This is a genomic window from Kitasatospora sp. NPDC005856 (assembly GCF_040629945.1).
Taxonomy (GTDB): domain Bacteria; phylum Actinomycetota; class Actinomycetes; order Streptomycetales; family Streptomycetaceae; genus Kitasatospora.
Genome location: NZ_JBEXWT010000130.1, coordinates 1 through 20,575, shown reverse-complemented (window position 1 = coordinate 20,575; position 20,575 = coordinate 1). Strand labels below are relative to the sequence as shown.

The following is a 20,575-nucleotide window of genomic DNA, read 5'->3' as shown; positions in this document are numbered from 1 at the left end:
CATGATGGCGGTGAACTCGCCCTGGGGGAAGACCACGCTGACGTTGTCGAGGGCGACGACGCGGGTCTCCCCCTCCCCGTAGACCTTGTTCAGGCCGGTGGCTCGGGCGGCCGCCAGGCCGGTGCGGACGGCGGTTGCGGTCGGCGTGGTCACGGGGGGCTCCTTGTGCTCGTGGACTTGTACCTCCATGTTCCGCGACGTGATCATGGTCCTGCGTCGCTCCGCCGGACGGTTGGCCCTACCACCGCTGGGCGTACGGGAGGGGTGGACCCCTCCTCCTGCGGTATGACGTGAACCCTGAGGCGGAGGGATGGCCGGAACGGATATCCTTCGTGGCCGAATCCCGGACAGTTCGTCAGATGGCAAGGAAACATGACAACTTCCGGGGCGGGGAACATGCGAAAGAGTGAGCCGGGAGACTAGGCTCAGGGTGGTTTCGCAGACGCCCGGATGGTGGAACGCAGACACGGGCAGCTTAAAACTGCTTGGCCGCGAGGCCGTGCCGGTTCGAGTCCGGCTCCGGGCACCGAATAACCCGGCGGGGGCGCAGACGTCGTCCCCGCCGGTCGTTGTTCACCGGATCCTCCTCGCGGCGTATCCCGGAATTTTTGCCAAGCCATTACCCTTGTACGGGGCGGTGCAGTGCCGCCACGGAGGGAATGAGCAATGAGAAGCAGCAACCCGGTCTTCTCGCGGGAGGGGTCCTTCACCCGCGACGCCGGCTACGCGGGGTTCGGCACCACCGCGCAGGCCGGGAGCCCGTACGGTCAGAACCCCTACGGCCAGAACGCGTACGGCCAGAACCCCTACGCGGGCACGCCCTACGCCCAGCAGCCGCAGGGCCAGGGCCCGATGACCGACGAACAGCTCTACGAGCTGTACAACGGTCCGTCGGCCGGTCCCGCGGCCACCGGGCGGATGACGCTGGACGACGTGGTCGCCCGCACCGCCATGACGCTGCTGACCCTGGTCGTCGCCGGCGCGGTGGCCTGGTTCGCGCTGCCGTTCGAGAACTTCGGCTTCGCGATCGCCGCCAGCCTGGTGGCCATGGTCGTCGGCATGGTGGTCTCGCTCAAGCGCAGCGTCAGCCCGCCGCTGATCCTGACCTACGCGGCCCTCCAGGGCTTCGCGATGGGCGCCGTCTCGCACGCGTTCAACACCATGCTGAACGGCATCGTGATCCAGGCGGTCCTGGGTACGGCGGCGGTCTTCACCGCGATGCTGTTCGCCTACAAGAGCGGCAGGATCCGGGTCACCGCGCGCTACCAGCGGATCGGCATCGCGATCGCCCTCGGCTTCGTGCTGCTGCTGATGGTCAACATGATCGCGATGGCCTTCGGCGCCGACATGGGCCTGCGCTCCGGCCCGCTGGGCATCGTGGTCGGCCTGATCGGCATCGGCCTGGGTGCCTTCTTCCTGTCGCTGGACTTCGCGGCGATCGAGGAGGCCATCGCCCAGGGCGCCCCGCAGCGGGAGTCGTGGCGGGCCGCCTTCGGGCTGACCGTGTCGCTGGTCTGGATCTACATGGAGATGCTGCGCCTGATCGCGATCCTGCGCGGCGACGACTGACGGTCCCTCCCGCCGTGAACCACTGCCGCCGGGCCCCGGAGCACCTCGCTCCGGGGCCCGGCGGCTTTCTCGCTTACGCTCCTACCCATGCATGACGTGGAGCCCCTGGACGTGAATCCCCTGGTCGAAGCAGCCGACTCCCTGGCGGATCGTTTCCGCTCGCTGCCGCAGAGCAAGCTGCTGGGCGCCGTGCCAGGGCACCCCTCGCGGGCGGCGGCCGCGCTGGAGCTGGCGCGGCGGCTGGCCGGGCTGGCGCTGGCGGCCGAGGACGGTCCGCGGCGGGAGTTCCCGGACGCCGGAGCCTTCGCCGTGGGGGACCAGCTGGCCGTCGCCGCGCACGACCTGGCGGCCGCGCTCGCGGCGCTGCCGCAGGGCGCGGAGGTGGCGCTGCCGGAGGGGCCGGTGGCGGCGGCCGAGGTGCTGGCCGGGGCGGTGGCCGCGGTGCGGGAGACGGCGGCGCTCTGCGGCTGATCCCCCAGGGGGGCGCGCACACGCCGAAGGCCGGCCGGGTCGGTAACCCCTTGGACCCGGCCGGCCTTCGGCGCGCTGCGTGCTGGTGTGCCGGAGATCCGGCGATCCGGTGAGCCGGTGTCAGATGCTGGCGACCACCCGGTCGGCGAGCACGTAGACGGCCTCCTCGTCGGTGGAGAAGGTCAGCGAGTACGAGCCGGAGAAGCGCGAGCCGCCGAGCAGCCGGACGTGCTCACCGGCGCGGACGGCGTCGATCAGCCGGTAGGCGGCCTCCCGGTCGCCCGGGGCCACGCAGAGGGTGGTGCCGTCGGCGAAGGCGTACACGTCCAGGGTGCCCAGCGGGCCCGGGCGGACGTCGATCAGGGCGACGGCGTCCTCGGCGAGGGCGGCCAGCCGGCTGTCGGTCCACTCCCGGGACGGCGCCTGGCTGGGCACGAAGTCGGGGTGCGAGGGATGGCGGCGCGGGTCGGGCGCGGCGGCCGGGGCCTCCTCGACGGCCGGGTCGGCGTCCAGCAGCCCGGCCTCCAAGCCGGTGGCCAGCAGGTCGGACTCGCGGCGGGCCCGGGCGTCCTTGGCCTCGCCGACCGGGTGGCCGGGGCGCAGCGGTGCGCCGCCCTCGGTGCCGGGCTCGGCGGGGGCGGTGCCGCCCTCGTTGATCAGGTCCTCCAGCGCGGAGCGCAGCGCCTCGCCGAACTCCGGGTCCATCGTCCCGGCGTTGTCGACGGCGTCCTGCGGGCCGGTGGGGCGGGGGAAGAAGAGCGGCCACTCGTCGGTGCCGGAGAAGGCGCCGGAGAACGGGGAGTCGAACAGCGGCGCGTCCTCGGCCGCGCGGGCCTCCTGCTCGGCCCAGAACGCCCGGGCCTCGACGATCTCGCGCTCGCGGTCGGCGGCGAGCGCCTCGGCGACGGCCCGGCGTATCGCGGCCTCGTCCACCGGGGCGGGCGCGGCCGGGGCCGCGGCCTGCGCGTCCAGTCGGCGGGAGAGTCCGCGGAGGTGGAGCAGCACGGCGGTCGACACGGCGATCAGGATCAGCAGCAGGATGGTGTAGACGGCGCTCACGGAACGTACTCCTAGCGAGGAGCGGAACGGGGTTACGTGTCCACACTGCCGCATGCGGGGCTGTTACCGCAGTGGCGAATGTCCAATTTGTCAGTGACTTTCGCTCTTGTCCCCAAATTGTTAGGTAACACCGTTCTACGCAGTGGAGTTGATCCGCTCCGCAGTGTCGATTTCCGGGCCGAAAACGAAAGAAAAGAGGGCCGGATCGACCTCGCGGTGTGATCCGGCCCTCAATTACGCTGCGTCACTCCAAATGGGTGGTCCAGACCCTTCGGAGGGCGTCCGGAGCGTCAGCTGAGGCGCTCGATGACCATCGCCATGCCCTGGCCGCCGCCGACGCACATGGTCTCCAGGCCGAACTGCTTGTCGTGCCACTGCAGGGAGTTGATCAGGGTGGTGGTGATCCGGGCGCCGGTCATGCCGAAGGGGTGGCCGACGGCGATCGCGCCGCCGTTGACGTTCAGCTTGTCCAGGTCGACGCCGAGGTCGCGGTAGGAGGGGATCACCTGGGCCGCGAAGGCCTCGTTGATCTCGACCAGGTCGATGTCGTCGATGGTCAGGCCGGCCCGCTTGAGCGCCTGCTTGGACGCCTCGACCGGGCCGTAGCCCATGATCTCGGGGGAGAGCGCGCTGACGCCGGTGGAGACCACCCGGGCGAGCGGGGTGATGCCGAGCTCGCGGGCCTTGGTGTCGGACATGATGACCAGCGCGGCCGCGCCGTCGTTCAGCGGGCAGCAGTTACCGGCGGTCACGGTGCCGTCGGGGCGGAACACCGGCTTCAGGCCGGCCACGCCCTCCAGGGTGACGCCGGCGCGCGGGCCGTCGTCGGTGCTGACCACGGTGCCGTCCGGGAGCGTCACCGGGGTGATCTCGCGCTCCCAGAAGCCGGCCTTGATGGCGGCCTCGGCGAGGTTCTGCGAGCGGACGCCGAACTCGTCCTGCTCGGCGCGGGTGATGCCCTTGAGCGCGGCCAGGTTCTCGGCGGTCTGGCCCATCGCGATGTAGGCGTCCGGCAGCAGGCCGTCCTCGCGCGGGTCGTGCCACGCGCCGCCGCCCTCCGCGGCGCGCTTCGCCGTCCGGGCCCGGGCCTCGTCGAAGATCGGGTTCATGGTGCCCGGCATGCCGTCCGAGGTGCCGTTCACGCTGCGCGAGACGGTCTCCACGCCGGCCGAGACGAAGACGTCGCCCTCGCCGGCCTTGATCGCGTGCAGCGCCATCCGCGTGGTCTGCAGCGAGGAGGAGCAGTAGCGGGTGATGGTCGCGCCGGGCAGGTAGTCCATGCCCATCTGGACGGCCACGATGCGGGCCAGGTTGTGGCCCTGCTCGCCACCGGGCAGGCCGCAGCCCAGCATCAGGTCGTCGATCTGGCGGGGGTCGAGCTGGGGCACCTTGGCCAGGGCGGCCTGGATGATGTGGGCGGTCAGGTCGTCCGGGCGGACGTCCTTGAGTGAGCCCTTGAAGGCCCGGCCGATCGGCGAACGGGCTGCGCTGACGATGACGGCTTCGGGCATGGCGGGCTCCTCGCTGGGTGACGGCGGACCTGACGTCCGGGAGGAAAGTTACCGCCTGGTAGGTCAGGCGTCATCCGCACCAGCGTGTGAGCTGGCCGACGTATTCCCGGGAGCCGCGCCGCTGCGCGCACCGGCTTCCTTCCCGCTCTCCGGCCTGGGCAGACCGATCCCCAGCCGGTGCCTCAGCTGGGCCCAGCGACGGCCCGTGCCCTCCGCCGGCACGGCCGCCACCTCGGTGCCCTCCCGCCCGGCCGCCGCGGCGGCCGCGACCGCCACCGGCAGCACCGCGGCGCCCGGGGCGGCCGTGGTCGGGCGCTCCTCCTCCGGCCAGAGCCCCAGCACGGCGCAGACCGAGGGCAGCACGGCCATCGCGGCGGTCGCGTAGCCCTGGGCGGAGGGGTGGTAGCGGTCGGCGGCGAACATCTCCGGGCGCGCGGCGAACTCCGGGCCCAGCAGGGAGCCCAGCGAGACCGTCCGGCCGCCCGCCTCCACCACCGCGATGGTCTGCGCGGCGGCCAGCTGCCGGCTCAGCCGGCGGGCCACCCAGCGCAGCGGCGGCCGCACCGGCTTGATCGTGCCGAGGTCCGGGCAGGTGCCCACGACCACCTCGCAGCCGTTGGCGCGCAGGGCGGCGACGGCCTCGCCCAGGTGGCGCACGGCCAGCTGGGCCGGGCTGTGCCTGGTCACGTCGTTGGCGCCGATCATGACCACGGCGACGTCCGGGTGGTGCGGCAGCGCCTGCTCCAGCTGGCCGGAGAGGTCGGCGGAGCGGCCGCCGGAGCGGGCCACGTTGACCAGCCGGACCGGGCGCTCGGCCACCGAGGCGAGGCCCGCGGCCAGCAGCGCGCCCGGCGTCTCGCCGGAGCGGGCCACGCCGAGGCCGGCGCCGGTGGAGTCGCCGAGCACGGCCAGCACGAGCGGCGCCTGCGGGGCGGCGGAGCGGTCGGCGAAGGCCTCGCCGTAGACGCCGTCGGCCCTGGGCGGCTGGGTCTCCAGGACGCCGATGGCCTGGATCGCGAGCTTGCTCTCGGTCAGCAGCAGGCCGACCACGCCCACGCCGAGCAGACCGAGCCCGCCGCCGCCGTACGCCGCCGCGGTGGCGATCCGGCGGGCCACCCGGGCCCGCGAGTGCTGCGCCCCTGGCATCCCGGTGCCCCCTTCCTCCTGCCGGCCCCTCCGGGGCCACGGCCATGCCCGTACAGCGCTCTTACCCGCGCGGGCGCCGGGACTACCGGGGGTGCCCCCCGGGGGTGGGCCATTGGGGGCGGTGGGAATGAGGGGAGCCGCGGGGCGGGTGCCACGCCCTAGGCTTTGCAGTACCGATAAGCAGTCGCACGCCCACAGACCGGGAGGACCCCCGTGCGGTACCACAACTCGATCATCGATCTGGTCGGCAACACGCCGCTGGTCAAGCTGAACAAGGTCACCGAGGGCATCAGCGCGACAGTGCTGGCGAAGGTCGAGTACTTCAACCCCGGTGGCTCGGTCAAGGACCGCATCGCGATGCGCATGATCGAGGCCGCCGAGGCCTCGGGCGCCCTCAAGCCGGGTGGCACCATCGTCGAGCCGACCTCCGGCAACACCGGTGTCGGCCTGGCGATCGTGGCCCAGCAGAAGGGCTACAAGTGCATCTTCGTCTGTCCCGACAAGGTCTCCACCGACAAGATCAACACCCTGCGCGCGTACGGCGCCGAGGTGGTCGTCTGCCCGACCGCCGTCGCCCCGGAGCACCCGGACTCGTACTACAACGTCTCCGACCGCCTGGTCCGGGAGACCCCGAACGCCTGGAAGCCGGACCAGTACTCCAACCCGGACAACCCGGCCTCGCACTACCACTCCACCGGCCCGGAGCTGTGGGAGCAGACCGACGGGAGGATCACCCACTTCGTGGCGGGCGTCGGCACCGGCGGCACCATCTCCGGCACCGGCAACTACCTGAAGGAGGCCTCCGGCGGCAAGGTCAAGGTGATCGGCGCCGACCCGGAGGGCTCGGTCTACTCGGGCGGCACCGGCCGGCCGTACCTGGTCGAGGGCGTCGGTGAGGACTTCTGGCCGACCGCCTACGACCGCGACGTCGCGGACGAGATCGTCGCCGTCTCCGACAAGGACTCGTTCCAGATGACCCGCCGCCTGGCCAAGGAGGAGGGCCTGCTGGTCGGCGGCTCCTGCGGCATGGCCGTGGTGGCCGCGCTGGAGGTGGCCAAGGAGCTCGGGCCGGACGACGTCGTGGTGGTGCTGCTGCCGGACGGCGGCCGCGGCTACCTGTCGAAGATCTTCAACGACGACTGGATGGCCGACTACGGCTTCCTGCCCTCGTCCACCGACGAGGCGCACATCGGCGAGGTGCTGGCCCGCAAGGAGTCCATCGAGCAGGGCGGCGTCCCGCAGTTCGTCCACATGCACCCGAACGAGACGGTCGCCGAGGCGGTCCGGGTGCTGCGCGAGTACGGCGTCTCGCAGATGCCGGTGGTCTCCCCGGGCGCCGGCCACCCGGACATCATGGCCGGCGAGGTGATCGGCTCGGTGGTGGAGAAGCTGCTGCTGGAGGGCATCTTCGCCAAGGAGATCGAGCTCACCGACACGCTGGACAAGGTGATGTCCAAGCCGCTGCCGGTGGTCGGCTCGGGCGAGACCGTCACCAACCTGATGACCGTGCTGGAGAAGGCCGACGCGGCCGTCGTGCTGGTCGAGGGCAAGCCGCAGGGCATCGTCACCCGCCAGGACCTGCTGGGCTACCTGACGGGCCGCGCCCAGCACTGACCCGGCGTCACCGGCCTCCCGTCGCCGACGCCGTGCCGCCCGCGCGGTGTCGCCGCCACGCCGTCACGCCGCCCGGTTCCGTGGCCGGGTGCGGAGGATCCGTCCACGGAGGAAGTGGTACACCGGCGTCACCTGTCCGCAGCACGTGGTTAACACGGCTCGGGCATCGTGGTGGTCAACGGCAGGACGCCGAGTGAGGCGACGGCAGATCGTCCGGGAGCGGCTCCCCGGCGACCGCGGTCGGCTCCGGACACACCAGGTGGCCCTGACCCGGCCGCCGTGTCCTCCGCCGTGGGAGGCGCCGTCGTCCCGCCCCTGCCCGGCCCCGGCCGGCTGACAGGGTGCGGCGGCTCCCGCGGCAGCGACGCGCCGCACGGCGCGTGTCCCCGCGGCTCCCGGGTGGGGGAGCCCAGGCGGGGCGAAGGTGGGGCCGGTCCTTCTCCGAAGGGCCGGCCCCTTCCGTTCGCGCGGGGCCCGCCGTTCGTGGGGGCGTGCGGGGGTGTGCAGGGGCGCGCGGGGTGTGCTCCGGGCGGCCGCCCGCGCTCCGCGCCGGGCGCGGACGTCCCGTACGCTCGCACGCATGACCAGCACTGAAACGACCGACCAGGCCCCGCGCTACGTCCGGGTCAAGATCGAGCTCATCGCGGAGATCACCGACGAGGGCGCGCTGAAGGCCGCCGCCCTGGAGGCGGTGACCGCGGACGAGTACCTCGACGACGAGGAGCGCGCCCAGTCCGTCGAGGCCATCGAGGTGGACCCGTCGGGTTCGCTCGCCCACTTCATCGACCCCGTCGCCCTGCTCGGCGAGGTGCCCGGCGTGGAGCTCGCCTCGGCGACCTGGGAGTCGGCGCAGACCGAGTTCGACCCGGACGACGAGGAGTGGGACGAGTACCAGGTCGACGGGTCCGCCGAGTAGGACGCGACCACCGGGTGACGGCGCTCGTCGTCACCGCCCGTGAACGCCCGGTCCGCTCTGCGGGCCGGGCGTTTTGTCCCTGTTCGTCGGGAAGTTGGGTCATCTCATACGATCGCTTACCCTTCGGTGATGGAACCGTGAACGGGCGTATTGCGTTTCTGTATCCGTAATGCCCGGGATGATCAGCAGGGAGACGCGACGTGACGGCACGGGACGGTCAGGGGCGGGCGGCCGGAAGCAACTGGAGCCGGCGCGGGGTCCTCGCGGGGCTGATCGGCGCACCCGTGCTGCTGCTGGCGGCCTGCAACGACAACAGCGGCGCCAGCGCGAGCGGTAACGGCGGCGCCGGCGGATCGGGCAGCGACTCCGGCGGTGCGAACGGCACCCCGGGCTCCGGCGGTGCGAGCAGCCCCGCCCCGAAGACCTCGACGGCGGTGATCACCGTCACCCCGGCCGACGGCGCCGCCTCCGCGAGCTTCAGCGAGCCGGTCAAGGTCACCGTCGCCAACGGCACCCTGAGCAGCGTCAAGGTCACCGACACCACGGGCAAGGAACTGGCCGGCCAGCTCTCCGCCGACGGCACCGGCTGGACCTCGGCCGCCGCCCCCGCCAGCGGCACCAAGTACGCCGTCGCCGCCACCGCCTTCGACAAGGACAAGCTGGAGGCGGACTCCAACGCCGTCTTCACCACGGCGACCCCGGCCAACACCTTCGTCGGCTACTTCACCCCCGAGGACGGCTCCACCGTCGGCGTCGGCATGCCGGTCTCGATCAACTTCAGCAAGCCGATCACCGACCGCAAGGCCGTCCAGCAGGCGATCACGGTGATAGCCGAGCCGGGCGTCGAGATCGTCGGCCACTGGTTCTCCAGCACCCGCCTCGACTTCCGGCCGCAGGAGTACTGGGCCAAGGGCACCAAGGTCACCCTCAAGCTCCGGCTCAAGGACGTCGAGGGCGCCAAGGGCGTGTACGGCACCCAGTCCAAGGACGTGCGCTTCACCATCGGCCGCGCCCAGACCAGCGTCGCCGACCTCGCCACCAAGAAGCTCACCGTCACCACCGACGGCCAGGTCAGCGCGGTCTACAAGATCTCCGGCGGTTCGCCCGAGCACACCACCTGGGGCGGCAAGATGGTGATCTCCGAGCAGTACACCCAGACCCGGATGAACTCGCAGACCGTCAACCTGGGCAGTGAGTACGACATCGCGGACGTGCCGCACGCCCAGCGCCTCAGCACCTCGGGCACCTTCATCCACGGCAACTACTGGTCCTCGCCGTCGATCTTCGGCGGCCAGAACACCAGCCACGGCTGCATCGGCCTCCAGGACACCAAGGGCGCCCAGGACTCCGGTGCGGACGGCTCCAAGTTCTACAAGTCCTCGATGATCGGCGACGTGGTCGAGGTCGTGAACTCCGGCGACAAGACGGTCGCCCCGGACAACGGCCTGAACGGCTGGAACATGGGCTGGGCCGCCTGGAAGGCCGGCAGCGCCGTCTGATCCGGCCGGACCTCTTCTGAAGAAGTCCTCGGAAGTCCTCGGGCGGACCGAACCTCGCGGCCCGCCCGAGGCGTAGGACGGGTGTGAAACGCGAGCAGAGACGGCGACAGGACGAGGAGTTCAGCGCGTTCGTCGCCGGGAGCGGCCGCAAACTGCTGCGGCTGGCCGAGCTGTTGACCGGCGACCCGGACCGGGCCAAGGACATCGTGCAGTCGGCGCTGGAGCGTGCCTACCTGCACTGGCACCGGATCACCGGGGACGACCCCACCGCGTACGTCCGCAGGATCGTGGTCAACCAGCACCGCGACTGGTGGCGTCGGCGGCGCAACCACGAGCTGCCCATCGAGCACGTCCCCGACCGCCCGCTCGCCGAGGACCTCGCCGAACGGCAGGCCGAACGGGCCCTGCTGCGCCAGGCGCTGGGCACGCTCACCCGCCGGGAGCGGACGGTCGTCGTGCTGCGGTACTACGGGGACCTCACCGAGGCCGCCATCGCGGCCGAACTGGGTATCGCCCCGGGCACGGTGAAGAGCACGCTGCACCGGGCCATGTCGAAGCTGCGCGCACTGCCCGAACTCGCCGACCGCTCCGGCGGGGCGGTGAGTCCCACGACGCACATCGAGGTGACGGTATGAGCTTCGAGCACCGGCTAGGCGAACTGCTCAAGGACGAGGACCCGTACGCGACCGGGCCGGATCCGGTGACGATCATCGCGGCCGCCCGGCGCCGCCGGGCCAGACGCCGGGCGGGGGCCGGGGCGGCCGCGGTCGCGGTGGCCGTGGTCTGCGGGGTGACGGCGGTGACGGCCGGGAGCGCCCGGCACGTCGGGCAGGTCGCGGGGGCGGCGACGACGCCGTCGGCGGGGGCGGCCGCGGCGGTGCCCACCGGTCCGTCGGCGACGACGTCGTCGGTGGGGGCGGCCGCGGCGGCGCCCACCGGTCCGGTGCCCACCACCGTGCTGCCCACCGCCACGCCGACCGGGCTGCCGCTCTCGCCGGTGAGGTGGGTCGCTCCGAAGGAGAAGGTCGAACTGGCCCCGGGGGTCCGGGTGTCCGTGACCCCGACCCAGGAGTGCCAGGACTACCTCGACCGGAAGACCGGTACGTACTCGTCGACCCCGGCCTGCACCGACGTCCTCTCCTCCCCGGGCGTCCCGTACGACCGGCCCGGCATCGCCGTGGCCTACAACGAGGTGGCCGACCGCGTCATCGTGCACAGCTACTACCGGGGCCCCACCCCGGCTCGGATCGTGCTGTTCACGGGCGACCGGCCCACCCTCGCCACCCTGCTCACCACGGCCGGCATGCAGGGCTGGGTCTCCTACTACGGCGACGTGCCGCGCGTCGTCCTCAAGAGCGGGAGCCTCCCGGCCGTCCCGGCCGTCGGGGCCTACGACACCACCGGGAAGCTGCTGGCGGGAAGCCCCGGCCAGGCAGCGGACGGAACCCGGGAGCAGCCGCCCGCCACGCTCTGAGGCGACCCGTTCACCGCTTCGCGTAGTCCGCGAAGCCCTGCCAGTCGACGATCACGCAGGCCTCCGGGCCCACCGTCCAGGCGTCGTGTCCGGGCGGGATGACCACGAAGTCGCCGGGGCCGATCTCGAACCCCTGGCCGTCGTCCATGGCGATCTTCATCCGGCCGGAGACCACGTAGCAGGTGTGGGCCGCCTGGCAGCTGTCGGTCTTGGCGATCGGCTTCACGTGCTTGGACCACTGCCACCCGGGCTCGAACACGGCCCGGCCCACCGGGCCGCCGTCCAGGTTGACCAGTCGCAGTTCCCCCGCGCCCTCCTCGAAGGGGCGGACTTCCTCGGGATCGTCGAAGTTCCGCTGGTAGACACCGGACATGGCGCACTCCTCTCCCACCGGGCCGGCCCGGCCGCGGGCGGGCGGCCGAGCCGGCCCTGCTGGCCCTTCCAGTCTGCGCCCGGATCGGGGACCGGTCGCTTCGGGTGGCCGTTCCCGGAGGCGGGCCCGGGGCTGTTCCGGGGGCCGGCCCGGTGGGCGGGAGGTCAGCCCCGGGTGCGGGCCACGCCGATCGGGCAGGAGGCGCCGGTGCCGCCGAGGCCGCAGTAGCCGTTGGGGTTCTTGGCCTCCGACAGGTACTGCTGGTGGTACGCCTCGGCCGGGTAGAACGGACCCGCCGGGGCGACCTCGGTGGTGATCGGGCCGTAGCCGAGCGCGGTCAGCGCGGGCTGGAACGCGTCCCGGGTGGCAGCGGCGGCCTCGGCCTGGGCGGGGGAGTGGGTGTAGACGGCGGAGCGGTACTGGGTGCCCACGTCGTTGCCCTGGCGGTTGCCCTGCGTCGGGTCGTGCGACTCCCAGAACGTCTTCAACAGGCGCTCGTAGGAGATCACCGCCGGGTCGTACACCACGCGGACCGCCTCGGTGTGCCCGGTCAGTCCGCTGCACACCTCCTCGTACGTCGGGTTGGGGGTGTGGCCGCCCTGGTACCCGACCAGCGTCGTCCAGACACCGGGAAGCCGCCAGAAGGTCCGTTCGGCGCCCCAGAAGCAGCCGAGCCCGAAGTCGGCCACCTCCAGGCCCTCCGGGTACGGGCCGGACAGCGGGTGCCCGAGCACGGTGTGCGGCTCGGTCGGCGTGAAGGCCGGGGTCGGCCGACCGGGCAGCGCCTGGTCGGCGGGGACGAGCGAGGTCTTGTGGCGGTTGAACAGCACGGCCTGCTCCAGCGGGTCGGGGATCCTGGCGTCGGGGATCCTGGCGCAGTGTCCAACGCGGACGGCCGCCGCCGGATTCCGGGAGCGGCCGCGGGCCGTGCGCACGGCGGTTCCGGCCCGCCGTAACCCCGCTCCCACCTGCGGGTTCGTCCCGGTTCCCGGTTCGTTCGGGCTGGACGGCGTTCGCGCACTAGGCTCGGACCCATGACCGAGCACCAGCTTCCCCAGGGCTTCGAGACCCTCGCCATCCACGCGGGTCAGGAGGCAGACCCCCAGACCGGGGCCGTCGTCACGCCGATCTACCAGGTGTCCACCTACAAGCAGGACGGGGTGGGCGGACTGCGGGGCGGCTACGAGTACAGCCGCAGCGCCAACCCGACCCGCACCGCGCTGGAGGAGTGCCTCGCGGCACTGGAGGGCGGCGCCCGCGGCCTCGCCTTCGCCTCCGGCCTGGCCGCCGAGGACACCCTGCTGCGCAGCATCCTCAAGCCGGGCGACCACATCGTGATCCCCAACGACGCCTACGGCGGCACCTTCCGGCTGTTCGCCAAGGTGCTGACCCGCTGGGGCGTCGAGTTCTCCGTGGCCAACACCCAGGACCTGACCACCGTCCGCGAGGCGATCCGCCCCAACACCCGCGCGGTGTGGGTGGAGACCCCGTCCAACCCGCTGCTGGGCATCACCGACCTCGCCGCGCTCGCCGAGATCGCGCACGGCGCCGGCGCGCTGCTGGTGGTCGACAACACCTTCGCCAGCCCGTACCTCCAGCAGCCGATCTCGCTCGGCGCGGACGCCGTCGTGCACTCCACCACCAAGTACATGGGCGGCCACTCGGACGTGGTCGGCGGTGCGCTGGTGCTGGCCGACGCCACCCTCGGCGAGGAGGTGGCCTACCACCAGAACGCGATGGGCGCCGTCTCCGGCCCGTTCGACGCGTGGCTGGTGCTGCGCGGCATCAAGACGCTGGGCGTCCGGATGGACCGGCACAGCGCCAACGCGGAGAAGGTCGCCGAGCTGCTGGCGAACCACCCGAAGGTCAGCCAGGTGCTCTACCCGGGCCTGCCCGAGCACCCCGGCCACGACATCGCGGCCAAGCAGATGAAGGCGTTCGGCGGCATGGTCTCGTTCAGGGTCGCCGGCGGCGAGGAGGCGGCCGTCGAGGTCTGCAACCGCGCGCAGCTGTTCACCCTCGGCGAGTCGCTCGGCGGCGTCGAGTCGCTGATCGAGCACCCCGGCCGGATGACCCACGCCTCGGCTGCCGGCTCGCCGCTGGAGGTGCCGTCCGACCTGGTGCGCGTCTCGGTCGGCATCGAGTCGATCGACGACCTGTTGGCCGACCTCAAGCAGGCGCTGGGCTGAGGCCGTCGGGGCCCTGCGGCCCCTCGTCGCCGCTCACTGCCCCTGCTGGTCCGCGCTGTACGTCTCCATCGCGAGGTTGAAGCGGGCCAGCAGGGCGCAGAACGCGCGCTGTTCCTCCGGCGGCCAGCCGGCCACCAGGCGGCGGGTCAACTCGGCCCGGCCGTCGCGGACTTCGGCGAGCCGGCCGGTTCCGTGCGAGGTCAGCGCGAGCCGTACGGCACGGCGGTCGGCCGGGTCCTGCACCCGGCCGACCAGCCCGGCCGCGACCAGCGGGGCGACCTGGCGGGTCACCGTGGAGGAGTCCACGCCCAGCGCCTCGGCCAGGGCCTTGACGTTGGCCGGCCCGTGCCGCTCCAGCCGGTCGAGCAGCAGGTAGGCGGCCCGGTCCAGTGCCCCGGCCCCGCCGCCGGAGGCCCGGACCTGCTCCATCCGGCGTGCGAACACCGCGAGCTGGTACTGGAGTTGGGTGTGCACGGGGTCGATGCGGTCGGTGGCCTGGGGCGAGGTCGTCGTCATCGCGGCTCACGATCGTCGTGCGGCGAGGGAGGCTCGGAAGCAGCAGAGTACGCGGGCCGGGCGGGCCCGGGAACAGGCCCGGCATCCCGGAGTGCCGCCGCCCGCAGCCGTAGTGTGGCGCCATGCACACCTGGCCGATCACCCTCGACGACGTCCGCGGCGCCCAGAAGATGCTCGCCGGGGTCGCCCGGGTGACCCCGATGGAGGGCAGCCGGCACCTCTCCGAGCTGATCGGCGCGCCGGTCCACCTGAAGTGCGAGAACCTCCAGCGCACCGGGTCCTTCAAGCTGCGCGGGGCGTACGTGCGGATCGCGGGACTCTCGCCGGTGCAGCGGGCCGGTGGGGTGGTGGCGGCGAGCGCCGGGAACCACGCCCAGGGGGTCGCGCTGGCGGCCGCGCTGCTGGGCGTGCGCTCCACGGTGTTCATGCCGGCGGCCGCGCCGCTGCCGAAGGTCGCGGCCACCCGTGAGTACGGCGCCGACGTGCGGCTGCACGGCGCCACCGTGGACGAGGCCCTGCTGGCCGCGCAGCGGTACGCGGAGGCGACCGGCGCGGTGTTCATCCACCCCTTCGACCACTGGGACGTGGTCACCGGTCAGGCGACCGTCGGTCTGGAGATCCTGGAGCAGTGCCCGGAGGTGCGCACCGTCCTGGTCGGGGTGGGCGGCGGTGGGCTGCTGGCCGGGATCGCGGCGGCGGTCAAACCGCTGCGGCCGGACGTGCGGGTGATCGGGGTGCAGGCGGCCGGTGCGGCCGCGTACCCGCCCTCGTTGGCGGCCGGGCGGCCGGTGTCGCTGGAGCAGTTCGCCACCATGGCGGACGGGATCATGGTCGGGCGCCCCGGCGACATCCCGTTCGAGGTGATCAACACCCTGGGGGACGGCATCCGCACGGTCTCCGAGGACGCGCTGTCGCGGGCGCTGCTGCTCGGGCTGGAGCGGCTGAAGCTGGTGGTCGAGCCGGCCGGGGCGGCCCCGATCGCGGCGCTGCTGGAGCAGCCCGACTCCTTCGAGGGTCCGGTGGTGGCGGTGCTGTCCGGAGGCAACATCGACCCGCAGCTGATGCAGCGGGTGCTGCGGCACGGACTGGCGGCGGCCGGGCGCTACCTGTCGCTGCGGGTGCGGCTGGCGGACCGGCCGGGCGCGCTGGCGGACCTGCTGTCCGTGCTGACCAGGGTGGACGCCAACGTGCTGGACGTGGCGCACGTGCGGATCGACCCGCGGCTGGGGCTGACCGAGGTCGAGGTGGACCTGCACCTGGAGACCAAGGGGCCGGAGCACTGCGCGCTGGTGGTCGGGGAGCTGCGGGACGCGGGGTACGTGGTCTCCGGCTGATCCCTTGACGCGATATATCGCGTACTGGGAGACTCGCGATACATCGCGTTCTGGTCCCGCGGGCCGAATCGGGTCGCCCGCGTGCCCGAAAACAGGGCAGAGTGGGACGGATCGCCCCATACGTTCGAGGAGATGAGGCAAGGCCATGGCGCCAGCCATCCAAGCCGAGAACCTGGTCAAGACCTTCGGCGACGTACGAGCCCTGGACGGCGTCAGCCTCGACGTCCCCGAGGGCACGGTGCTCGGGCTGCTCGGCCCGAACGGCGCCGGGAAGACCACCACCGTGCGGGTCCTCACCACCCTGCTCCGCCCCGACTCCGGCCGCGCGGTGGTCGCCGGGGTCGACGTGCTCAAGCACCCCAACCGGGTCCGCAGCCTGATCGGCCTGTCCGGCCAGTACGCGGCGGTCGACGAGTACCTGACCGGCTTCGAGAACCTCACCATGGTCGGCGAGCTCTACCAGATGAGCAACCGCGACGCGAAGGCCCGCGCGCTGGAACTGCTGGAGTGGTTCAACCTCACCGGGGCCAAGGACCGCACCGCCAAGACCTACTCCGGCGGCATGCGCCGGCGCCTGGACCTCGCCGCCGCACTGGTCGTCCGGCCGCCGGTGATGTTCCTGGACGAGCCGACCACCGGCCTCGACCCGCGCAACCGGCTCGCGCTCTGGGAGGTCATCGAGACCCTGGTCGAGCAGGGCACCACGCTGCTGCTCACCACCCAGTACCTGGAGGAGGCCGACCGGCTCGCCCACGACATCGCCGTGGTCGACCAGGGCCGGGTGATCGCCCGCGGCACCGCCGACCAGCTCAAGGCGCAGATCGGCGGCGAGCGGATCGAGGTCGTCGTGCACGATCCCGCACTGGTCGCCGACGCGGTCGCCGCGCTGTCCGGCTACGCCCTGAAGGAGCCGACGGTGGAGCGGAACACCCGCCGGATCACCCTGCCGGTCAGCGGCGGCGCGCGGGTGCTCGCCGACGCGATCCGCGAGCTGGACTCCCGCGGGATCGAGATGGACGACATCGGGCTGCGCCGCCCGACCCTGGACGACGTCTTCCTCACCCTCACCGGCCACGTCGCCGAGGAACGGTCGGAGGAGGAGGGCGGCGCAGCCCGCAAGGCGCGCGGCCGGGGCAAGGACGGCGCGGGCGGCCCGGGGCAGGACAAGGAGGCCGTCGCGGCCGGGAAGGAGAACTGAGATGAGCACCGCCACCGAGCACGCCATCGGCCCGGCGATACCCAGGCAGCGCCGGGGGATCGCCGCCGCCCTGCACGACTCCTGGGTGGTCGCCAAGCGCAACCTGCGCCGGATGACCCGCATCCCGGAGATCGTGGTCTTCGGGCTGATGCAGCCGGTCATGTTCGTGCTGCTGTTCTCGTACGTGATGGGCGGGGCGATCAAGATCCCCGGCACGAACTCCAGCTCGGACACGTACATCCAGTTCCTGATGGCCGGCATCTTCGCCCAGACCGTCACCTTCGCCGTCGCCGGCGCCTCGGCGGGCATCGCGGAGGACATGAGCAAGGGGCTGGTGGACCGCTTCCGCTCGCTGCCGATGGCCCGTTCGGCGGTGCTGGTCGGCCGCACCCTCGCGGACCTGTGCCAGACCGCGTTCATCCTGGTCGTGCTGGCGATGGTCGCGCTGCTGGTCGGCTGGCGGATCCACGAGGGCCTGCTCGACGCGCTCGCGGCCTTCGGCCTGCTGCTCCTGCTCGGCTACGCCTTCTCCTGGATCGGCGCGCTGATCGGCCTGTCGGTGCGCAGCCCCGAGGCGGCCACCTCGGCCGGGCTGATCTGGCTGTTCCCGCTGACCTTCGTGTCCAACGCCTTCGTGCCGGTGTCCTCGATGCCGGAGTGGCTCCAGCCGGTCGCGTACTGGAACCCGTTCAGCGCCACCGTGCAGGCCTGCCGGGTGCTGTTCGGCAACCAGGTCGGGCCGGTGGACAGCGCCTGGCCGATGCAGCACGCGGCGCTGGTGTCGGTGATGTGGTCGGTCGTGATCACCGCGGTGTTCTCCTGGCTGGCGGTGCGCAAGTACCGTTCGTCCACTGCCTGACGAGGCGCGGCTCCACCCGCACGACGCACCGCCGGCAACGCACGAGGGCGGCCGCGGAGGTCCTGGACCTCCGCGGCCGCCCTCGTACCGTGCGGCGTGCGGCCGGATCAGCCGGCGTGCGGCACGACCTTCACGATCTTCACCATGGCCGGCTTGCCGTTCGGCAGCTCGTAGGTGGCCTCGTCGCCGATCCGCTTGCCGTCGATGGCGCGGCCCAGCGGGGACTGCGGCGAGTAGACGTCCAGGTCGTCGGCGCCCGCGACCTCGCGGGAGGCCAGCAGGAACTCCATGAGGTCGTCCTCGTCGCCGTCGAAGGCGACCGTGACGACCATGCCCGGGGCCACCACGCCCGAGTCGGCCGGCGCCTCGCCGACCTTGGCGCGCTCCAGCAGCTGGGTCAGCTGGCGGATGCGCAGCTCGTACTTGCCCTGCTCCTCCTTCGCCGCGTGGTAACCGGCGTTCTCCTTGAGGTCCCCCTCCTCGCGCGCCGCCTCGATCTTCTGGGCGATCTCGATGCGCCAGGGCCCGGTCAGGTGGTCCAGCTCGGCCTTGAGCTGGTCGTAGCCGGCCTGAGTGAGCCAGGTCACGTTCTCGCTGGTCTGGGTCACGGGTGCTCCTCGTAGGTGCTGGGGCTGAGCTGAGGGTGTGAGTCGTCAGCAGGGGTCGGTGGTGATATCGGTCTCAACTACAAAGCAACGCCCGCTCCCGTACCATCCGGTGCGGAAGGGGCGAAACCACGAGCCTAACAAGTCCTGCTGACAAGCGGGAGGGGCGTTGGCGCGCCGTTGACGGCGGCGTGACGCCCGGGTGTACGGGGACGGAGTGCGGGACCCTCTACGGATGCCCGCTCTCCGGATCGAATATGCGCGCTACCGGGTGCGGGGGCGCTGCCAGGGGTGTGCGTGGCGCGGGTGCGCGCTGCCCGGCGGGCTACTTGGCCGGGGTGCAGCCCAGCAGCTCCGCGGTGGTGCCGCGCGAGGTGGTGCGCAGGGTGACCACCGCGTCGTAGCTGGAGCCGGTCGCCGGGACGGGGAAGTCGGCCACCCCGACCACCGAGTGGTCGTCGGCCTGCGAGCGGACCGTGCAGGTGCCGGCCTGCCCGTCGCCCTTGCGCACGGTGAGGTGCAGCTGGACCTCGGAGTCGGAGAGCACCTGGAAGGTCGGCACCGAGCCGTTGATCTTCGACTCGCGCAGCACGTACGAACCGCCCAGCCAGGCGATCAGGCCCAGGCCCAGTACGCCGCAGACCGCGCCGATCACCTTGAGGCGGCGGTCCGAGTCGCGGTCGCCGCCGCGGCCGTAGCGCCCCTCGGGCAGACCGGTGGCGGTGGTGTCTGCACTCATCGGACTCCGTCCTCTCCTGGGGGAGGGGCCGCGCGGGATGGTGCGGGGGAATGCGACGCTCCTCCAGTCCGTCACTATAGGAGGGGCACGCCCGCGGCCGGTCCGGCGGGGGCAGGGCTCGGCCGCGCCGGCGACGTTCCGCGGCCCGGCCCCGCGGCGACGCGGTCCCGAAGTGAGCGGTTCGTACGGTGGGCAGACCCGGACTTCGCGGAACGCCCGACGAGTGTGGAAGGAACGCAAGGCGTTGACTGAGCAGTTGCGACTGATGGCGGTGCACGCCCACCCGGACGACGAGTCCAGCAAGGGCGCGGCCACCATGGCCATGTACGTCGAGCAGGGCGTGGACGTGCTGGTGGCCACCTGCACGGGGGGCGAGCGCGGGTCGGTCCTCAACCCCAAGCTCCAGGGGGATCCGTACATCGAGGAGAACATCCACGAGGTGCGCCGCAAGGAGATGGACGAGGCGCGGGCGATCCTCGGCGTGAAGCAGGCCTGGCTGGGCTTCGTGGACTCCGGTCTGCCCGAGGGGGACCCGCTGCCCCCGCTGCCCGAGGGCTGCTTCGCCCTCCAGGACGTCAAGGAGGCGGCGGAGCCGCTGGTCCGGCTGATCCGCGAGTTCAAGCCGCAGGTCATCACGACCTACGACGAGAACGGCGGCTACCCGCACCCGGACCACATCATGACCCACAAGATCACCATGCTGGCCTTCGACGCCGCGGGCGACCCGGACGCCTACCCGGAGGCCGGCGAGCCCTGGCAGCCGCTCAAGCTGTACTACAACCACGGCTTCCCGATGGGCCGCATCCGGGCCCTGCACGAGTACCTCACCGAGCACGGCCACGAGTCGCCGTACGGCGAGTGGATCGAGGGCTGGGAGAAGAGCGGCCGCAAGGAGCGCGAGATCACCACCCGGGTCCGCTGCGACGACTGGTTCGAGACCCGCGACCGCGCGCTGATCGCCCACGCGACCCAGATCGACCCGGACGGCCCGTGGTTCCGCGTCCCGCTGGAGGTGCAGCGCGAGGTCTGGCCCACCGAGGACTACGAGCTCGCCCGTACCCTGGTCGACGTGGACCTGCCGGAGGACGACCTGTTCACCGGCCTGCGCACCCCCACCCTGGCCGCCGAGGCCGCCGACACGCGCGACTGAACCACCCCCCGACGGTCCGGCTCCGCGTGAGCCGGGCCACCATAGAGATATGAGCGCCTCCGTGAACCTCATCAACATCGCCGCTGACCTCGCCGTCGACGACGCCAAGGTCACCCCCGGCCTGCTCGGCTTCCTCGTCTTCGCCGCCCTCGGCGTCGCGACCTGGTTCCTGGCCAAGTCGATGAACCGGCAGTTCAAGAAGGTCGACTTCGTCGAGCAGCCGGAGGCCACGCGTCCGGTTGCGCCAGGACCAGTGCCGCGCCGAAGTCATGCGCGATCGTGGAGAGCGGCTGGATGTAGGTGTAGGGCTTCATCGTGTGGCCGGTCGAGCAGTATCGTCCGCTGTCCTCGTC

At 72.3% G+C, this 20,575-nt stretch carries 20 protein-coding genes, 1 tRNA gene and 2 pseudogenes; 14 read left to right on the top strand and 9 right to left on the bottom strand.

Going from position 1 to position 20,575, the window contains the following annotated elements:
- Positions 1 to 189 (bottom strand): annotated as a pseudogene (locus ABZ449_RS39105) (hypothetical protein); the annotation flags it as partial.
- A gap of 255 nt (positions 190 to 444) precedes the next feature.
- Here ABZ449_RS39105 and ABZ449_RS39100 point away from each other — a divergent pair.
- The 3 genes from ABZ449_RS39100 to ABZ449_RS39090 all read left to right on the top strand — a co-directional run bounded on the left by ABZ449_RS39100 (position 445) and on the right by ABZ449_RS39090 (position 2,040).
- Positions 445 to 526 (top strand) — tRNA-Leu (locus ABZ449_RS39100).
- Between the two features lie 140 nt (positions 527 to 666).
- On the top strand, positions 667 to 1,569 hold the full coding sequence (locus ABZ449_RS39095) for a Bax inhibitor-1/YccA family protein (protein ID WP_360356058.1): 903 nt from the start codon (positions 667 to 669) through the stop codon (positions 1,567 to 1,569).
- An 87-nt stretch (positions 1,570 to 1,656) separates the two neighbouring features.
- A complete protein-coding gene (locus tag ABZ449_RS39090; protein WP_360356055.1) occupies positions 1,657 to 2,040 on the top strand; it encodes a hypothetical protein in 384 nt (127 codons plus the stop codon).
- A 120-nt stretch (positions 2,041 to 2,160) separates the two neighbouring features.
- Here ABZ449_RS39090 and ABZ449_RS39085 read toward each other — a convergent pair whose 3' ends face one another.
- The 3 genes from ABZ449_RS39085 to ABZ449_RS39075 form a co-directional block, all read right to left on the bottom strand.
- On the bottom strand, positions 2,161 to 3,099 hold the full coding sequence (locus tag ABZ449_RS39085) for a hypothetical protein (protein ID WP_360356053.1): 939 nt from the start codon (positions 3,097 to 3,099) through the stop codon (positions 2,161 to 2,163).
- 290 nt (positions 3,100 to 3,389) lie between these two features.
- A complete protein-coding gene (locus tag ABZ449_RS39080) occupies positions 3,390 to 4,610 on the bottom strand; it encodes an acetyl-CoA C-acetyltransferase (protein ID WP_360356050.1) in 1,221 nt (406 codons plus the stop codon).
- Between the two features lie 63 nt (positions 4,611 to 4,673).
- Complete coding sequence (locus ABZ449_RS39075) at positions 4,674 to 5,756, bottom strand: SGNH/GDSL hydrolase family protein (protein ID WP_360356047.1); 1,083 nt, start codon at positions 5,754 to 5,756, stop codon at positions 4,674 to 4,676.
- 213 nt (positions 5,757 to 5,969) lie between these two features.
- Between ABZ449_RS39075 and ABZ449_RS39070 the strand changes: the two genes are divergently transcribed.
- The 5 genes from ABZ449_RS39070 (at position 5,970) to ABZ449_RS39050 (ending at position 11,259) form a co-directional block, all read left to right on the top strand.
- A complete protein-coding gene (locus ABZ449_RS39070; RefSeq protein WP_360356045.1) occupies positions 5,970 to 7,370 on the top strand; it encodes a cystathionine beta-synthase in 1,401 nt (466 codons plus the stop codon).
- A gap of 580 nt (positions 7,371 to 7,950) precedes the next feature.
- Positions 7,951 to 8,286 (top strand): hypothetical protein, encoded by a 336-nt coding sequence (locus ABZ449_RS39065; RefSeq protein ID WP_360356042.1) that lies wholly within the window; start codon positions 7,951 to 7,953, stop codon positions 8,284 to 8,286.
- A 200-nt stretch (positions 8,287 to 8,486) separates the two neighbouring features.
- Positions 8,487 to 9,785: an Ig-like domain-containing protein gene (locus ABZ449_RS39060; protein WP_360356039.1), complete on the top strand. Its 1,299-nt coding sequence runs from the start codon at positions 8,487 to 8,489 to the stop codon at positions 9,783 to 9,785.
- Between the two features lie 83 nt (positions 9,786 to 9,868).
- On the top strand, positions 9,869 to 10,420 hold the full coding sequence (locus ABZ449_RS39055) for a SigE family RNA polymerase sigma factor (protein ID WP_360356036.1): 552 nt from the start codon (positions 9,869 to 9,871) through the stop codon (positions 10,418 to 10,420).
- Positions 10,417 to 11,259, top strand: a complete 843-nt coding sequence (locus ABZ449_RS39050; protein WP_360356033.1) for a hypothetical protein — start codon at positions 10,417 to 10,419, stop codon at positions 11,257 to 11,259. The genes ABZ449_RS39055 and ABZ449_RS39050 overlap by 4 nt, the downstream gene beginning before the upstream one ends.
- Before the next feature lie 10 nt (positions 11,260 to 11,269).
- Here the strand turns inward: ABZ449_RS39050 and ABZ449_RS39045 are convergent, their stop codons facing one another.
- Positions 11,270 to 11,632, bottom strand: a complete 363-nt coding sequence (locus tag ABZ449_RS39045) for a cupin domain-containing protein (RefSeq protein WP_360356030.1) — start codon at positions 11,630 to 11,632, stop codon at positions 11,270 to 11,272.
- A gap of 164 nt (positions 11,633 to 11,796) precedes the next feature.
- Positions 11,797 to 12,462 carry a peptide-methionine (S)-S-oxide reductase MsrA gene (gene msrA / locus ABZ449_RS39040; RefSeq protein ID WP_360356060.1) on the bottom strand — a complete coding sequence of 222 codons (666 nt, stop codon included), beginning with the start codon at positions 12,460 to 12,462 and terminating at the stop codon, positions 11,797 to 11,799.
- Between the two features lie 204 nt (positions 12,463 to 12,666).
- Between msrA and ABZ449_RS39035 the strand changes: the two genes are divergently transcribed.
- Entirely contained in the window at positions 12,667 to 13,821 is a 1,155-nt protein-coding gene (locus tag ABZ449_RS39035) for a cystathionine gamma-synthase (protein ID WP_360356027.1), read from the top strand.
- A 33-nt stretch (positions 13,822 to 13,854) separates the two neighbouring features.
- On the opposite strand, the gene ABZ449_RS39030 is transcribed toward ABZ449_RS39035, so the two are convergent.
- Positions 13,855 to 14,337, bottom strand: a complete 483-nt coding sequence (locus tag ABZ449_RS39030) for a MarR family transcriptional regulator (protein WP_360356024.1) — start codon at positions 14,335 to 14,337, stop codon at positions 13,855 to 13,857.
- 122 nt (positions 14,338 to 14,459) lie between these two features.
- Between ABZ449_RS39030 and ilvA the strand changes: the two genes are divergently transcribed.
- The 3 genes from ilvA to ABZ449_RS39015 all read left to right on the top strand — a co-directional run bounded on the left by ilvA (position 14,460) and on the right by ABZ449_RS39015 (position 17,728).
- Positions 14,460 to 15,671, top strand: a complete 1,212-nt coding sequence (gene ilvA / locus ABZ449_RS39025; protein ID WP_360356022.1) for a threonine ammonia-lyase — start codon at positions 14,460 to 14,462, stop codon at positions 15,669 to 15,671.
- A 145-nt stretch (positions 15,672 to 15,816) separates the two neighbouring features.
- Complete coding sequence (locus ABZ449_RS39020) at positions 15,817 to 16,869, top strand: ATP-binding cassette domain-containing protein (RefSeq protein ID WP_360356019.1); 1,053 nt, start codon at positions 15,817 to 15,819, stop codon at positions 16,867 to 16,869.
- Between the two features lies 1 nt (position 16,870).
- A complete protein-coding gene (locus ABZ449_RS39015) occupies positions 16,871 to 17,728 on the top strand; it encodes an ABC transporter permease (protein ID WP_360356017.1) in 858 nt (285 codons plus the stop codon).
- 107 nt (positions 17,729 to 17,835) lie between these two features.
- Here the strand turns inward: ABZ449_RS39015 and greA are convergent, their stop codons facing one another.
- Positions 17,836 to 18,336 carry a transcription elongation factor GreA gene (gene greA / locus ABZ449_RS39010; RefSeq protein WP_316526550.1) on the bottom strand — a complete coding sequence of 167 codons (501 nt, stop codon included), beginning with the start codon at positions 18,334 to 18,336 and terminating at the stop codon, positions 17,836 to 17,838.
- 322 nt (positions 18,337 to 18,658) lie between these two features.
- The gene (locus tag ABZ449_RS39005) at positions 18,659 to 19,072 is read right to left on the bottom strand and encodes a DUF4307 domain-containing protein (protein ID WP_360356014.1); all 414 of its coding nucleotides are present in this window, start codon (positions 19,070 to 19,072) and stop codon (positions 18,659 to 18,661) included.
- 244 nt (positions 19,073 to 19,316) lie between these two features.
- Between ABZ449_RS39005 and mca the strand changes: the two genes are divergently transcribed.
- Both mca and ABZ449_RS38995 read left to right on the top strand, forming a co-directional pair.
- Positions 19,317 to 20,222 (top strand): mycothiol conjugate amidase Mca, encoded by a 906-nt coding sequence (gene mca / locus ABZ449_RS39000; protein ID WP_360356011.1) that lies wholly within the window; start codon positions 19,317 to 19,319, stop codon positions 20,220 to 20,222.
- 61 nt (positions 20,223 to 20,283) lie between these two features.
- Positions 20,284 to 20,575, top strand: a pseudogene (locus ABZ449_RS38995) (hypothetical protein); the annotation flags it as partial.

Bases quoted from the DNA above. Each gene is read 5' to 3' on its own strand.
- ABZ449_RS39095 (WP_360356058.1), top strand. From the start codon at position 667: ATGAGAAGCAGCAACCCGGTCTTCTCGCGGGAGGGGTCCTTCACCCGC.
- ABZ449_RS39090 (WP_360356055.1), top strand. From the start codon at position 1,657: ATGCATGACGTGGAGCCCCTGGACGTGAATCCCCTGGTCGAAGCAGCC.
- ABZ449_RS39080 (WP_360356050.1), bottom strand. From the start codon at position 4,610: ATGCCCGAAGCCGTCATCGTCAGCGCAGCCCGTTCGCCGATCGGCCGG.
- ABZ449_RS39075 (WP_360356047.1), bottom strand. From the start codon at position 5,756: ATGCCAGGGGCGCAGCACTCGCGGGCCCGGGTGGCCCGCCGGATCGCC.
- ABZ449_RS39065 (WP_360356042.1), top strand. From the start codon at position 7,951: ATGACCAGCACTGAAACGACCGACCAGGCCCCGCGCTACGTCCGGGTC.
- ABZ449_RS39050 (WP_360356033.1), top strand. From the start codon at position 10,417: ATGAGCTTCGAGCACCGGCTAGGCGAACTGCTCAAGGACGAGGACCCG.
- ABZ449_RS39045 (WP_360356030.1), bottom strand. From the start codon at position 11,632: ATGTCCGGTGTCTACCAGCGGAACTTCGACGATCCCGAGGAAGTCCGC.
- ABZ449_RS39035 (WP_360356027.1), top strand. From the start codon at position 12,667: ATGACCGAGCACCAGCTTCCCCAGGGCTTCGAGACCCTCGCCATCCAC.
- ABZ449_RS39030 (WP_360356024.1), bottom strand. From the start codon at position 14,337: ATGACGACGACCTCGCCCCAGGCCACCGACCGCATCGACCCCGTGCAC.
- ilvA (WP_360356022.1), top strand. From the start codon at position 14,460: ATGCACACCTGGCCGATCACCCTCGACGACGTCCGCGGCGCCCAGAAG.
- ABZ449_RS39020 (WP_360356019.1), top strand. From the start codon at position 15,817: ATGGCGCCAGCCATCCAAGCCGAGAACCTGGTCAAGACCTTCGGCGAC.
- ABZ449_RS39015 (WP_360356017.1), top strand. From the start codon at position 16,871: ATGAGCACCGCCACCGAGCACGCCATCGGCCCGGCGATACCCAGGCAG.
- ABZ449_RS39005 (WP_360356014.1), bottom strand. From the start codon at position 19,072: ATGAGTGCAGACACCACCGCCACCGGTCTGCCCGAGGGGCGCTACGGC.